The 13,053-nt window shown below is 57.6% G+C and carries 14 protein-coding genes; 13 read left to right on the top strand and 1 reads right to left on the bottom strand.

The window, feature by feature from the left end:
• Nucleotides 1-25 precede the first annotated feature (25 nt).
• The 10 genes from eno to rpoS all read left to right on the top strand — a co-directional run bounded on the left by eno (nt 26) and on the right by rpoS (nt 7,915).
• Nucleotides 26-1,327 (top strand): phosphopyruvate hydratase, encoded by a 1,302-nt coding sequence (gene eno / locus ACZYTD_RS00520; protein ID WP_463887778.1) that lies wholly within the window; start codon nt 26-28, stop codon nt 1,325-1,327.
• Between the two features lie 98 nt (nt 1,328-1,425).
• On the top strand, nt 1,426-1,743 hold the full coding sequence (gene ftsB / locus ACZYTD_RS00515) for a cell division protein FtsB (RefSeq protein ID WP_463887776.1): 318 nt from the start codon (nt 1,426-1,428) through the stop codon (nt 1,741-1,743).
• 1 nt (nt 1,744) lies between these two features.
• A complete protein-coding gene (gene ispD, locus ACZYTD_RS00510) occupies nt 1,745-2,428 on the top strand; it encodes a 2-C-methyl-D-erythritol 4-phosphate cytidylyltransferase (protein ID WP_463887774.1) in 684 nt (227 codons plus the stop codon).
• Complete coding sequence (gene ispF, locus ACZYTD_RS00505; RefSeq protein WP_463887772.1) at nt 2,425-2,901, top strand: 2-C-methyl-D-erythritol 2,4-cyclodiphosphate synthase; 477 nt, start codon at nt 2,425-2,427, stop codon at nt 2,899-2,901. Before ispD ends, ispF begins: the two co-directional genes overlap by 4 nt.
• Nucleotides 2,898-3,941, top strand: a complete 1,044-nt coding sequence (gene truD, locus ACZYTD_RS00500; RefSeq protein ID WP_463887770.1) for a tRNA pseudouridine(13) synthase TruD — start codon at nt 2,898-2,900, stop codon at nt 3,939-3,941. Before ispF ends, truD begins: the two co-directional genes overlap by 4 nt.
• On the top strand, nt 3,922-4,665 hold the full coding sequence (gene surE, locus ACZYTD_RS00495; RefSeq protein WP_463887768.1) for a 5'/3'-nucleotidase SurE: 744 nt from the start codon (nt 3,922-3,924) through the stop codon (nt 4,663-4,665). Before truD ends, surE begins: the two co-directional genes overlap by 20 nt.
• A 6-nt stretch (nt 4,666-4,671) precedes the next feature.
• The gene (locus ACZYTD_RS00490; RefSeq protein WP_463887765.1) at nt 4,672-5,298 is read left to right on the top strand and encodes a protein-L-isoaspartate(D-aspartate) O-methyltransferase; all 627 of its coding nucleotides are present in this window, start codon (nt 4,672-4,674) and stop codon (nt 5,296-5,298) included.
• Nucleotides 5,295-5,876 (top strand): YqaA family protein, encoded by a 582-nt coding sequence (locus ACZYTD_RS00485; protein ID WP_463887763.1) that lies wholly within the window; start codon nt 5,295-5,297, stop codon nt 5,874-5,876. Before ACZYTD_RS00490 ends, ACZYTD_RS00485 begins: the two co-directional genes overlap by 4 nt.
• Nucleotides 5,873-6,889, top strand: a complete 1,017-nt coding sequence (locus ACZYTD_RS00480; RefSeq protein ID WP_463887761.1) for a peptidoglycan DD-metalloendopeptidase family protein — start codon at nt 5,873-5,875, stop codon at nt 6,887-6,889. Before ACZYTD_RS00485 ends, ACZYTD_RS00480 begins: the two co-directional genes overlap by 4 nt.
• Nucleotides 6,890-6,931: 42 nt before the next feature.
• Complete coding sequence (gene rpoS / locus ACZYTD_RS00475; protein ID WP_463887759.1) at nt 6,932-7,915, top strand: RNA polymerase sigma factor RpoS; 984 nt, start codon at nt 6,932-6,934, stop codon at nt 7,913-7,915.
• A 198-nt stretch (nt 7,916-8,113) separates the two neighbouring features.
• Here rpoS and mutS read toward each other — a convergent pair whose 3' ends face one another.
• The gene (gene mutS / locus ACZYTD_RS00470) at nt 8,114-10,681 is read right to left on the bottom strand and encodes a DNA mismatch repair protein MutS (protein ID WP_463887756.1); all 2,568 of its coding nucleotides are present in this window, start codon (nt 10,679-10,681) and stop codon (nt 8,114-8,116) included.
• Nucleotides 10,682-10,710: 29 nt separating this feature from the next.
• On the opposite strand from mutS, the gene ACZYTD_RS00465 reads away from it, so the two are divergent.
• The 3 genes from ACZYTD_RS00465 to ACZYTD_RS00455 all read left to right on the top strand — a co-directional run bounded on the left by ACZYTD_RS00465 (nt 10,711) and on the right by ACZYTD_RS00455 (nt 12,954).
• Nucleotides 10,711-11,214, top strand: a complete 504-nt coding sequence (locus ACZYTD_RS00465; RefSeq protein WP_463887753.1) for a CinA family protein — start codon at nt 10,711-10,713, stop codon at nt 11,212-11,214.
• A gap of 85 nt (nt 11,215-11,299) precedes the next feature.
• Nucleotides 11,300-12,376: a recombinase RecA gene (gene recA, locus ACZYTD_RS00460; RefSeq protein ID WP_463887751.1), complete on the top strand. Its 1,077-nt coding sequence runs from the start codon at nt 11,300-11,302 to the stop codon at nt 12,374-12,376.
• A 113-nt stretch (nt 12,377-12,489) separates the two neighbouring features.
• Complete coding sequence (locus ACZYTD_RS00455) at nt 12,490-12,954, top strand: regulatory protein RecX (protein WP_463887748.1); 465 nt, start codon at nt 12,490-12,492, stop codon at nt 12,952-12,954.
• Nucleotides 12,955-13,053 lie beyond the last annotated feature (99 nt).

Genomic DNA, 13,053 nt, shown 5'->3' with positions numbered 1-13,053 from the left:
TTTTCAAACATCGAGGATCGATACAATGGCTAAGATCGTTAAAGTACTGGCTCGTGAAATCATTGACTCACGCGGTAACCCGACTGTAGAAGCCGAAGTGCACCTGGAAGGTGGTTTCGTTGGTATGGCTGCAGCTCCGTCTGGCGCCTCTACTGGTTCCCGCGAAGCGCTGGAACTGCGTGACGGTGACAAGTCTCGTTTCCTGGGCAAGGGCGTTCTGAAGGCAATTGGCGCTGTTAACGGCCCAATCGCTGCCGCTCTGCTGGGCAAAGATGGCAAGGACCAAGCTGCCATCGACCAAATCATGATCGATCTGGACGGTACTGAAAACAAATCCAACTTCGGCGCCAACGCTATCCTGGCCGTTTCCCTGGCTAACGCCAAGGCTGCTGCTGCTTCTCAAAACATGCCGCTGTACGCCTGGATTGCCGTACTGAATGGCACTGCCGGTGTTTACTCCATGCCGCTGCCTATGATGAACATCATCAACGGTGGTGAGCACGCTGATAACAACGTCGACATCCAAGAGTTCATGATCCAGCCAGTTGGCGCCAAGACTCTGAAAGAAGCCGTTCGTATGGGCGCCGAAGTATTCCACAACCTGGCCAAGGTTCTGAAGTCCAAGGGCTACAGCACTGCCGTTGGTGACGAAGGTGGTTTCGCTCCTAACCTGAAGTCCAACGCCGAAGCACTGGAAGTTATCGCTGAAGCCGTTGCTGCTGCCGGTTACAAGCTGGGCACCGACATCACTCTGGCCATGGACTGTGCTGCTTCCGAGTTCTACGATGCCGAGAAGAAAGAGTACAACCTGAAGGGCGAAGGTCGTATCTTCACCTCTAACGGTTTCTCTGACTTCCTGGAAGACCTGACCAACAAGTTCCCAATCGTTTCTATCGAAGACGGTCTGGACGAATCTGACTGGGAAGGTTTCGCCTACCAGACTGAAAAGCTGGGTAAGAAGATCCAGATCGTGGGTGACGACCTGTTCGTAACCAACACCAAGATCCTCAAGCGTGGTATCGACAACGGTATCGCCAACTCCATCCTGATCAAGTTCAACCAGATCGGTTCTCTGACCGAAACTCTGGCTGCTATCAAGATGGCCAAGGATGCCGGTTACACTGCCGTTATCTCCCACCGTTCCGGTGAAACCGAAGACGCTACCATCGCTGACCTGGCTGTTGGTACCGCTGCTGGCCAAATCAAGACTGGCTCCATGAGCCGTTCTGACCGTGTTGCCAAGTACAACCAACTGATCCGTATCGAAGAAGCGCTGGGTGAGAAGGCTCCGTTCCGTGGTCTGAAAGAAGTTAAGGGTCAAGCTTAATCGCTGACTAGCTTCTGCAGTGTTACCAAGCCCCGCCAATAGGCGGGGCTTTCTTTTGTGCTGTAATATGGGAAACTATGCCGCCGGGAGGATCACCGATGCGACTATTTACCCTTGTACTCATGCTGGCGCTGGGTTTGCTACAGCAGCAACTCTGGTTTGGTAAGAATGGCCTGGTGGAGTACCGTCAGACCTCAGAGAGTGTGGTTCGCCAAGAGGCGGATAATCAGCAGCTCAAGGAGCGCAACCAGATGCTCTACAAAGAGATAGATGATCTCAAGAGCGGTCTGGAGGCCATCGAAGAGCTGGCGCGAAACGATCTGGGCTTTATCAAGTCCGGTGAGACCTTCTATCGCATCTTGCCGAAGGATGGTAAGGGCAATAGCCTGCCCAGCACCCTACCAAAGAGTGATTGATATGTTGACCTTTACCGTTGTGGTCCCCGCAGCCGGAGTGGGCAGTCGCATGGGGGCCAGTTGCCCCAAACAGTATCTGCCCCTGGCTGGCAAGTTTCTCATTGAACATACCCTGGAGAGATTACTCGCCCATCCGCGCATCGAGCGGGTGGTGGTGGCCATTGCGCCCGACGACACTTTCTTTGCCACGCTGGCGGTGGCGAGTCACCCCAGGTTGCGGGTGACAGTGGGTGGTGTCGAGCGCGCCACCTCTGTGCTCAACGGCTTGGCGCTGGTGGAGAGTGAATGGGTGCTGGTACATGATGCTGCCAGGCCCTGTATCACTCATCAGGATATGGACAAGCTCATTCACCAGGGGCTGGCTTGTGATGGTGCCATTCTGGGTAGCCGGGTGCGTGATACCATGAAGCGTTCGGATGCGGCGGGATTTATTCAAAAGACGGTCGATCGTGAGCAGCTCTGGCACGCCCTGACCCCGCAATTTTTCCGTAGCCAACCCCTGCGTATGGCCCTGGAGCAGGGGCTGGCCTGTGGTGCGGCGATCACCGACGAGGCGTCAGCCATGGAGCTGGCCGGTTTCAAGCCCCTGATGGTCGAGGGGCGAGCCGATAATATCAAGGTGACGCGCCCAGAGGATCTGGCGCTGGCGGCGCTCTACCTCAGCCAACAGGAGGCAGCCACATGATACGTATTGGGCATGGTTTTGATGTCCACAAGTTTGGCGGTGAAGGTCCCTGTATGCTGGGCGGCGTTCCCGTACCTTATGAGCAGGGGTTATTGGCTCACTCGGATGGGGATGTGGTACTACACGCCATCTCCGATGCCCTGCTGGGCGCCATCGCCGCCGGGGATATAGGTCGCCACTTTCCCGATAATGACAACGCCTTCAAGGGCATCGACAGCCGTATTTTGCTGCGGGATGTCTATGCAAAAGTCCTGGGGGCCGGTTATCGCCTTGGCAATCTGGATGTCACCATCATAGCGCAGGCGCCCAAGATGGCGCCGTATGTGGAGGCGATGCGGCAGGTGCTGGCCACCGATCTCAACGCCTCAGTTCAACAAATCAACGTCAAAGCCACCACCACTGAGAAGCTGGGGTTCACTGGGCGTAAAGAGGGAATAGCCGTGGAAGCAGTGGTACTGGTGGTCAAAGCATGAGCCTGCCCGAGTGGAGTTATTTGCATGGCAAGCCGCAGTGCAGCGCGCGCTTCAAGCAACAACCGCAAGATTTTGTGGTCATCGAGGATTTGGGGTTCGAACCCGATGGCGCCGGTGAGCATATCCTGGTCTATGTGCGTAAACGGAATGAAAACACCGCCTGGGTGGCGGGTCTGCTGGCCAAAGCGGCAGGTGTGCAGCGCAGTGCTGTGACCTGGGGGGGCCTCAAGGATCGGAACGCGGTGACTGAACAGTGGTTCGGTATCCATGTGCCGGGTAAGGATGAACCGGATCTGAGCAGCATCGAGAGCGAGACCATCCAGATCTTGAAACGCAGTCGCCATTCGCGCAAGTTGCGTACCGGTACCCTCAAGGGCAACTACTTTCGCATTCAACTGCGTGATGTCACCTCGAGCCCGGAGCTGGAGGCGCGTTTGCAGGCAATCGGTGTGCAGGGTGTGCCTAATTATTTTGGCGAGCAGCGCTTTGGTCGCAATGGCAACAACCTGGAAGCGGCTGAATCCATGTTTCAGGGCAAGCGTGTCAAGGATAGAGACAAACGCTCTTTGTTCCTCTCCGCGGCTCGCAGCTATCTGTTCAACCAGCTGGCCAGTGAACGGTTAGCGGCAGGTCTCGCTCATACCCTGCTGGCGGGGGATTGCCTGATGTTGGCCGGAACCCACTCCTTTTTCAGTGAGCCTGAGGTGAGCGAGGCGCTGCAACAGCGACTGGGCGAAGGGGATCTGCAACTGACGGCACCCTTGTGGGGGCGTGGCCGGGCAGGGGCGCAAGCCGATGCCCTGGAGTTTGAAACCAGCAAGCTGGAGGCGTTTACCAGCTGGAAAGAGGGGCTGGAGGCAGCTGGACTCAACCAGGAGCGTCGTGCTCTGTTGTTGCAGCCTAAGGAGTGGTCCTGGCAGTGGAATGACGAGGGCTTGAGCCTGAGCTTCTGGCTACCGGCTGGTTGCTACGCCACCAGTATCATCCGTGAACTGGTGTCGGTTGAGCAGGGTGATAGCCATGAAGATTCTGGTCAGTAACGATGATGGTGTGCATGCCGAGGGTATCCGGGCGCTAAGTGAGGCGCTGCGTTCTCTGGGGGAGGTGGTGGTGGTGGCGCCGGATCGCAATCATAGCGGTGCCAGCCACTCCTTGACCCTGGAAAACCCACTGCGTCTGGAGTCTTACGCGCACAATGACTTCTTCGCCATCAAGGGGACACCCACTGATTGTGTGCACTTGGCGGTGAATGAGTTACTGAAACCGGCGCCCGATATCGTGGTTTCGGGCATCAATCACGGCGCCAACCTGGGCGATGATGTTATCTATTCGGGTACGGTGGCAGCGGCCACCGAAGGGCGTCATCTTGGTTTGCCAGCGATTGCCATCTCCTTGGTGGGGCTGCAGCACTTTGCGACGGCTGCCCACTATGGTGCCCTGCTGGTGCGGCGGTTGGCCGAGTCGCCTCTGCCCTCGGATCAGATCCTGAACGTCAACGTGCCGGATCTGCCGCTGGATGAAATAAAGGGCATACGGGTTACTCGCCTGGGTAGCCGTCATCCAGCCGAGCAGGTGGTGGTGGAGCAGGATCCCCGAGGCCGAACCATTTACTGGATTGGTCCACCAGGGCCGAGTCAGGACTCGGGTGAGGGGACAGACTTTGCGGCCGTTGAGGCGGGTTATGTTTCCATCACCCCGTTACAGATCGATATGACGGCTTACCGCCATCTGGCGGGTTTGCGCGACTGGATTGAGGAGTTGTGAGCCCCTTTGCGTAACAGTGCTGCCCACCCCCTGCTGCGCCAGTTACTGAGCCAGGGCATACATGATGAGCGAGTGTTGCAGGCCATGGCCAATGTGCCACGGGATGCATTTGTCGATGAAGCCTTCGCCCATCAAGCGTGGGAGAACATGGCTTTGCCCATTGGGTTCGGTCAGACGATCTCCCAACCCTATATGGTGGCTCGCATGACAGAGCAACTGCTGGTGGGCAACCCGACCCGAGTATTGGAGATTGGTACCGGATCTGGCTACCAGACCGCCATCCTGGCTCAACTGGTCAAGCATGTTTACACTGTGGAGCGCATCAAGAGCCTGCAATATCAGGCCAGACGGCGCCTGCAGCGGCTGGATCTGCACAATGTATCGACCCGGCACGGGGATGGGTGGGCCGGATGGCCGACAAAGGCCCCTTTTGACGCTATCATAGTCACCGCCGCGGCTCGTATCGTACCCGATGCCCTGCTCAATCAGCTGAGTGATGGTGGCCGTCTCATCATTCCAGTGGGAGAGAGTCGGCAGGAGTTGCTGCTCATTGAGAAGCGAGGGCATCAGACCCGTACCGAGGTGCTGGAAACCGTTCGTTTTGTCCCCTTGGTCCATGGAGAATTGATGTGAAGTTGTTTTCCCGGCTCTATGACAGGGTGATGCGCTGGTCCCGGCATCCCCATGCTCCCTGGTATTTAGCGGCCAACAGTTTTGCTGAATCTGTGTTCTGGCCCATTCCACCCGATGTGATGCTGGCTCCCATGTGCCTGGCCAACCCGGGCCGCTCCTGGCGTCTGGCGCTGTTGACCACCCTCACTTCAGTCGTAGGCGCCTGTGTCGGTTACCTGTTGGGGTATCTGCTGTTCGAACCTGTGGTGTTGCCGTTGATCCATGCCATGAAGTATGACGCCCATCTGGCGACGACCCAGGCCTGGTTTGCGCAATATGGCATCTGGGTCGTGCTGCTTGCTGCATTCAGCCCTATCCCCTACAAAGTCTTTACCGTGACGGCTGGTTTGTTGCAGATGGCACTCTTGCCCTTTATTCTCATCTCCCTATTTGGCCGAGGCTTGCGTTTCTTTCTGGTGGCGGCGTTGATGAAGTGGGGCGGGGCGCGCATGGAGCGCAAACTGCGTCAGTTTATCGATGTGATTGGTTGGAGCTGTGTAGTGTTGGCGTTGGTTCTCTACTTTGTATTCAAGGGATGATGTTGCGTAGCATTAGGATATGGCCCATTTTTCTGGCACTGCTGGGGCTCGGTCTGTTGAGCGCCTGCTCTTCTTCAACCTCGCAGCCTGCTCCGGTTCGTGAGGCCAATGGCAAGTCTGCCAAGGCCGCTCGTGCCATGGGCAACTCTCCTCGTGATACCAAGCCTGCCGCCGCAACGACCAAGTCCGATGCTCTGACCTATCGAGTCAAATCCGGCGACACCCTGTATGCCATCGCCTGGCTCTATGGCCTCGATTTTCGAGCCTTAGCCCGCTACAACCGCATTGAGGCACCTTATGGTATCAATACCGGGCAGCTAATTCGTTTGGATCTTGATAGCCCAAGTCAGGGCCGTTATGTGGTCAAGCGTGGGGATAGCCTAGGCGTGTTGGCCCGTAACTATGGTGTCTCCATGAACAACCTGATCAGACTCAATGGACTAAAACAACCCTACACCATACATCCAGGCCAGCTCTTGTTCCTGGGAACCCAGGTTAGAGTAGCTGCTCAGGTCTCTAATGGAAACCGTGATCAGGATCGAGAACCAGCACAAAAACCAGGCTATGGTGTAGTAAAAAAGGTTGATGCTCTATCGGGAAAAGCATACGCTCATACTCGAGCTGAACAAAATTACAACAAGCTGTTAACCTGGCGCTGGCCAAGCAAAGGCCGAATCGTCCAGGGTTTTTCACTCTCCGAACAGGGCAATAAGGGGTTGGATATCGCCGGAACCCGGGGGCAAGCAGTGGTAGCTGCTGCCGCAGGCAAGGTGGTCTATGCCGGTAGTGCTCTGCGAGGTTATGGAAACCTCATAATAATAAAGCATGATGAAGACTACCTCTCTGCTTACGCGCACAACGATGTGTTGCGCGTCCAGGAGCAGCAGGAGGTCAAGGCAGGTCAGCGTATAGCCGACATGGGAAGCAGTGATGCTGAGGATGTCCGGCTCCACTTTGAGATCCGTTATCGGGGCCAATCTATCAACCCGATGCGATTTCTACCAAAGCGATAAACCCTGTAGAGAACGAATCTGAAGGGTTGGGGAGAACAACCTATGAGCGACACAGCACTGATACAGACTGAAAACGTTTTCGAGGTTGATGACGAACTCGAGTCCATGGAGGAATTGATCGAGGAAGAGCTGGCAGAGGATCTGGATGAGCCGATAGCCGAACTTGCCTCCCCGGAATCAGTGCGCGTTGCCATGGATGCGACTCAGCTCTATTTGGGGGAGATAGGTATCTCCCCACTGCTGACGGCAGAAGAAGAGGTCTTTTTTGCACGCAAGGCGCTGCGCGGTGATGCCGCCGCCCGTAAGCGGATGATCGAATCTAACCTGCGATTGGTGGTCAAGATAGCCCGCCGCTATAACAACCGTGGGCTGGCACTGCTGGATCTGGTAGAAGAGGGCAATCTGGGCCTGATCCGCGCGGTGGAAAAATTTGATCCGGAACGGGGTTTCCGCTTCTCTACCTATGCCACCTGGTGGATCCGCCAGACCATAGAGCGGGCCATCATGAATCAGACGCGCACCATTCGCCTGCCGATCCATGTGGTCAAAGAGTTAAATGTTTATCTGCGTACCGCTCGTGAATTGGCGCATCGCCTGGATCATGAGCCCACGGCAGAAGAGATCGCCGCTGCGCTGGATAAGCCGGTGGAAGATGTTTCCCGTATGCTCAAGCTCAACGAGAAGATCTGCTCTGTGGATTCGCCTATCGGCGGCGATGGCGACAAGGCCTTGCTGGATGTACTCACCGATGAGCGCGGCATGGGCCCAGAGCTGGAGACCCAGGACGATGATATGCGCGCCTCTGTGGTCCATTGGCTGGAGCAGCTCAACGCCAAACAGCGGGAGGTGCTGGCTCGTCGCTTCGGTCTGCTGGGTTATGAACCCGCCACCCTCGAGGATGTGGGTCGTGAGATAGGCCTGACTCGGGAGCGGGTAAGGCAGATCCAGGTGGAGGCATTGCGCCGTCTGCGTGACATGCTGACCCAGCAAGGCCTCTCCATTGATGCTCTGTTCAATGGTGAATAGCGGTTAGTTTGGCAAGCAAGATGTCAGAAGGGGAGCCATAATGGCTCCCCTTCTCTTTGTGCATTCTCTGCCGAGGTGTTATGGCGCGCTTGCATTGCCGTGATTGTGGCTATTTTGTCGCAACCACTCGACTCTGCCGCTTTCACAATCGCCACCCCCAAGGCCTCTGCTCTGCCTTTTTACGGCAAGAGGTGTCGGCTACAGCAGTTGTTGCAACCGATAGAGCGCCTCCAGGGCCTGACGTGGCGTCAGCGCATCGGGATCCAGGGTGCGAAGCGCCTGCATAGCCTCAGATTCGATAGGTGCAACAGGGCTTGAGAGCCGTGGCTCGCACTGGGGTTGCGCCGGCCCCTGCTGCTCCAATTCGTGCAACTTCTGGCGAGCTCGCTGGATCACGTTGCGCGGTACCCCGGCCAGTGCGGCCACCTGCAGGCCGTAAGAGCGGCTGGCAGCCCCTTCCTGCACCGCATGCATGAAGGCAATGGTGTCGCCATGCTCTACCGCATCCAGATGCACGTTGGCGAGCCCAGGCAGTCGCTCCGGTAACTGGGTCAGCTCGAAGTAGTGGGTGGCGAACAGGGTGAAGGCGCGGATGGGGCCAGCCAACTGTTCGGCACAGGCCCAAGCCAGGGAGAGACCATCATAGGTGCTGGTGCCGCGCCCTATCTCATCCATCAAAACCAGGCTCTGGGCCGTGGCATTGTGCAGTATGTTGGCAGTTTCGGTCATCTCCACCATGAAGGTCGAGCGTCCAGAGGCCAAGTCATCCGAGGCCCCGATCCGGGTGAAAATGCGATCTATGGGGCCGATGCGGGCACTGTCGGCTGGGACATAGGAGCCTATGTGTGCCAGCAGGACGATCAGCGCTGTCTGACGCATATAGGTGGATTTCCCTCCCATATTCGGCCCCGTGATGATGAGCATGCGGCGGCCATCGTGCAGGGCGATAGGATTGGCGATAAACGGGTCGGTCAGGACCTGCTCGACCACGGGGTGACGGCCATTCTCGATCTGGATCTGGGGCTCATCAACCAGTTGCGGGCGACAGTAGTTGAGGGTATCGGCCCGTTCGGCCAAATTGGCCAGCACATCCAGCTCGGCGATGGCGGCGGCCGACTGCTGCAGATCCCCCAGGTGCGGCAGTAGCTTGTCCAGCAACTGCTCGTAGAGTTGTTTCTCCAAGGCCAAGGCCCGGCTCTGGGCCGTCAGCGCCTTGTCTTCATAGGCTTTGAGCTCAGGGATGATATAGCGCTCATTGTTTTTCAGGGTCTGGCGGCGCACGTATTCGGCGGGTACCAGATGAGTGTTGGCTCGGGTGACCTCGATATAGAAGCCGTGTACCTTGTTATAATCCACCTTCAGGGTGTTGATGCCGGTGCGCTCCCGCTCCCTCAACTCCAACTGCTGCAGGTATTCGGTGGCACCATCGGCCAGGGCGCGCAGCTCATCCAATTCAGGGTGATAGCCGCTGGCTATCACACCGCCATCGCGAATGACCACGGGTGGGGCTTCCACTACGGCGCACTCGAGCAGCTCGCACAGTTGGGGAAAGGTCGCCGCCCGCTCGGCCAGCCGCTGCAGCGCTTCGCTCCCGGCATGACCGAGTAGCTGTTGCAAGGTGGGTAACTGTTGGAAGGCGGTGCGTAGGCGGCTGAGATCCCGTGGCCGGGCCGAACGCAGGGCCAGGCGTGCCAGAACCCGCTCCATGTCACCGATCTGCCGCAGCAGGGGAGTCAACTCTTCGCTCATATGTAGTTCGATGAGTTCGGCGATCACCTGCTGGCGACCTTGCAGCAGGGGGCGATCTCGTACCGGTTGATGGATCCAGCGTTTGAGCAGACGGCTACCCATGGGGGTGGCGGTGGCATCCAGTACCTCGGCTAGCGTGTTGTCGAGACCGCCCGCCAGATTTTGGGTCAACTCCAGATTGCGGCGGGTGGCCGCATCCAGGATCACCATGTGTTCGGCCTGCTCCAGGCGAATTGTGCGGATATGGGGCAGGGCAGTGCGTTGGGTGTCCTTCACATACTGCATCAGGCAACCGGCGGCACAGAGTGCCGTCTTGGCCTGCTCGACGCCGAAGCCCACCAGATCCTGGGTACCAAATTGTTGGCATAACAGGCGGCGGGCTGTGCCTAGCTCAAACTCCCACTCGGCACGGCGGCGCAGCCCCTTGCGTTGACCCAGTTGGGGCAAGAAGGCAAACGATTCGGGATGCAGTAACTCGGCTGGCTCCAGACGCTGCAGCTCGGCCAGTAGTGTCTCCTCGGCTGGAAACTGATTGATGCTAAAGCGTCCGGAGGTGATATCCAGCATGGCCAGTCCGAAGCGCTCGCCATCATGATAGACGGCGCCTATCAGGTTATCTCGTCGCTCGCTGAGTAGCGCCTCATCGGTGACGGTACCCGGGGTGACGATCCGCACCACCTGTCGCTCCACCGGCCCTTTGCTCAGGGCCGGATCGCCGATCTGCTCGCAGATGGCCGCCGACTCCCCCATCTGCACCAGCTTGGCCAGATACCCCTCTACCGCATGGTAGGGCACTCCCGCCATGGGAATCGGCGTGCCAGCCGACTGCCCGCGCTTGGTGAGTGAGATATCCAGCAGTTGCGAAGCCTTGCGTGCATCGTCATAGAAGAGTTCGTAGAAGTCCCCCATGCGATAGAAGAGCAGCACGTCCGGGTGTTGCGCCTTGAGCCCAAGATATTGCTGCATCATGGGGGTATGCTGGGAGAGCTGTTGCGGGTCAAAGAGAGCAGATTGCATAATGATTCGATTTCACTCGGGAGAAGCGGATGAATATGACCTCAGAGATTGAACTCTGGGCCCGGCGCCTGGGGCAGGCACTCGCGGCGCGAGGCTGGATGGCGACCACGGCAGAATCTTGTACCGGAGGTGGAGTAGCATACGCCATCACCGAAATTTCCGGAAGTTCGAGCTGGTTTGATCGTAGCTTCGTTACCTATACCAACGAGGCCAAGCAGCAGATGCTGGGGGTGGATGCGGCGTTGATCCTGGCGCACGGTGCCGTAAGCCAAGCTGTGGTGCAGGCCATGGCCTTGGGAGCCTTGCGTCACTCCCAGGCCCAGTTGAGTGTGGCCATCAGCGGTGTTGCCGGGCCGTTAGGTGGCTCGGTAGATAAACCGGTGGGCACGGTATGGATGGCCTGGGCGCATGGGGTGGATCTCGAGAGTGCCGTGGTGAGTTATCACTGTTTTCATTTCGAAGGGGATCGCCGTGCGGTGCGGCAGCAGGCGATCCTGGCGGCTCTTCAGGGAATGTGTAAACTTATACAGTAAAATAAACTTGATACTGTATGCATGGCCAGTATACTCAAGGTATCAAGATGTTGGTTACCGACTTAGCCTCTGGCGGAGATTTAGCATGGATCAAAACAAACAGAAGGCCCTGGCTGCAGCCCTTGGGCAGATTGAAAAACAGTTTGGCAAGGGCTCCATCATGCGGATGGGCGACAACCAGACCCTGGATGTGGAAACCATCTCCACCGGCTCTCTGTCACTGGATATTGCCCTCGGCATCGGTGGTCTGCCCTGTGGCCGGATCGTCGAGATCTTCGGGCCTGAGTCTTCCGGTAAGACCACCCTGACGCTGCAAACCATAGCCGAAGCCCAGAAGCAGGGTAAGACCTGTGCCTTCATCGATGCTGAGCATGCGCTGGATCCTATTTATGCTGGCAAGCTGGGGGTTCAGGTCGATGATCTGTTGGTCTCGCAGCCGGATACCGGCGAGCAAGCGCTGGAGATCTGCGACATGCTGGTTCGTTCCGGTGCGGTGGATGTGGTGATCATCGACTCCGTCGCCGCTTTGACGCCGAAGGCTGAAATAGAAGGCGAGATGGGGGATACCCATGTGGGCTTGCAAGCCCGTCTTATGTCCCAGGCGCTGCGTAAGCTGACCGCCAACATCAAGAACGCCAACTGTCTGGTGATCTTCATCAACCAGATCCGCATGAAGATTGGCGTGATGTTTGGCAACCCGGAGACGACGACAGGTGGTAACGCCCTGAAATTCTACGCCTCGGTGCGTCTGGATATTCGTCGTACGGGTGCCATCAAAGATGGCGATGAGATTGTCGGTAACGAAACTCGCGTCAAAGTGGTCAAGAACAAGGTGGCCCCCCCCTTCAAGCAAGCTGATTTCCAGATCCTCTATGGGGCCGGTATCTCCAAGGAGAGCGAGCTGGTTGACCTGGGGGTCAAGTGCAAGCTGATCGACAAGTCCGGTGCCTGGTATGCCTATAAGGGCGAGAAGATTGGCCAGGGCAAGTCGAACGTCATGAAGTTCCTGCAGGAGAATCAAACCATCTCCCAAGAGATAGAGCAGCAACTGCGCGCACTGTTGCTGACGAAGGATGGTCCCAAGCCCGCATTGGAAGCCACTGAGTTTGCCCCTAGTGCTGAGGAGAAAGATGACCTCGCCTACGAAGAGCAGGATTTGTAAGCGCATCAGGCCGGCATTTGCCGGCCTGATTGTTTATCGGGTGTGGCATCACCGATACCGGATGAGGCATTCGTCCAATAGAGTATGCCAAGGTGACAAGGAGTAATGGGCTCATGACGGTAGCTGTCGATGAACTGGAGTTTAAGCTGGCCATGGCGCGAGCCGTGCGCCTGCTGACTCGGCGTGAACAGAGTGAGCAGGAGATACGCCGACGCTTGGCTGAGGAGTACCCGGAGGTCGTGATCGATGCGGTGGTGCAGGCTTGCCTGCAGCGGGATTGGCTCAATGAGGAGCGCATGCTGGCCTCGGCGATCCGCTCCCGGGTGGCGCGAGGCTTCGGGCCTCAGCGTATCGCTCATGAGTTGCGCCTGAAGGGCTTGCCCCGTGAGGCCATAGATCAAGCCTTGGCGAGTGACGAATATGACTGGTTTGCCTTGGCACGAGAGCAGGCCTGGCGCAAGGTGGCCGACCCGGGCTCGTTGGATCGCACGGCTCGATCCAAGTTATTGGGCTTCTTGCAGCGCCGTGGTTTTAGCGGTGAACAGTGCCGTCATGCCTGTCTAACCGATGAGGAGTAGGGCGAGTCATCACTCTTCTTGTTCCGTGCCGCAACCAGCACTTTTGCCCGGCACGGCTGCTTGTTGATGGGGAAACGGGGCTAAATTGCGTGGCTGGCC

Source organism: Pseudaeromonas sp. HNCC25DJ180 (assembly GCF_055413345.1).
Note: the sequence above shows the minus strand (reverse complement) of the source record. Positions and strands in the feature narration are given on the sequence as shown.

What these genes read in the sequence shown, in the direction of transcription:
- ispF (WP_463887772.1), top strand. Translation starts at nt 2,425, where the DNA reads ATGATACGTATTGGGCATGGTTTTGATGTCCACAAGTTTGGCGGTGAA.
- eno (WP_463887778.1), top strand. Translation starts at nt 26, where the DNA reads ATGGCTAAGATCGTTAAAGTACTGGCTCGTGAAATCATTGACTCACGC.
- rpoS (WP_463887759.1), top strand. Translation starts at nt 6,932, where the DNA reads ATGAGCGACACAGCACTGATACAGACTGAAAACGTTTTCGAGGTTGAT.
- mutS (WP_463887756.1), bottom strand. Translation starts at nt 10,681, where the DNA reads ATGCAATCTGCTCTCTTTGACCCGCAACAGCTCTCCCAGCATACCCCC.
- truD (WP_463887770.1), top strand. Translation starts at nt 2,898, where the DNA reads ATGAGCCTGCCCGAGTGGAGTTATTTGCATGGCAAGCCGCAGTGCAGC.
- ACZYTD_RS00465 (WP_463887753.1), top strand. Translation starts at nt 10,711, where the DNA reads ATGAATATGACCTCAGAGATTGAACTCTGGGCCCGGCGCCTGGGGCAG.
- ispD (WP_463887774.1), top strand. Translation starts at nt 1,745, where the DNA reads ATGTTGACCTTTACCGTTGTGGTCCCCGCAGCCGGAGTGGGCAGTCGC.
- ftsB (WP_463887776.1), top strand. Translation starts at nt 1,426, where the DNA reads ATGCGACTATTTACCCTTGTACTCATGCTGGCGCTGGGTTTGCTACAG.
- ACZYTD_RS00480 (WP_463887761.1), top strand. Translation starts at nt 5,873, where the DNA reads ATGATGTTGCGTAGCATTAGGATATGGCCCATTTTTCTGGCACTGCTG.
- ACZYTD_RS00455 (WP_463887748.1), top strand. Translation starts at nt 12,490, where the DNA reads ATGACGGTAGCTGTCGATGAACTGGAGTTTAAGCTGGCCATGGCGCGA.
- surE (WP_463887768.1), top strand. Translation starts at nt 3,922, where the DNA reads ATGAAGATTCTGGTCAGTAACGATGATGGTGTGCATGCCGAGGGTATC.
- recA (WP_463887751.1), top strand. Translation starts at nt 11,300, where the DNA reads ATGGATCAAAACAAACAGAAGGCCCTGGCTGCAGCCCTTGGGCAGATT.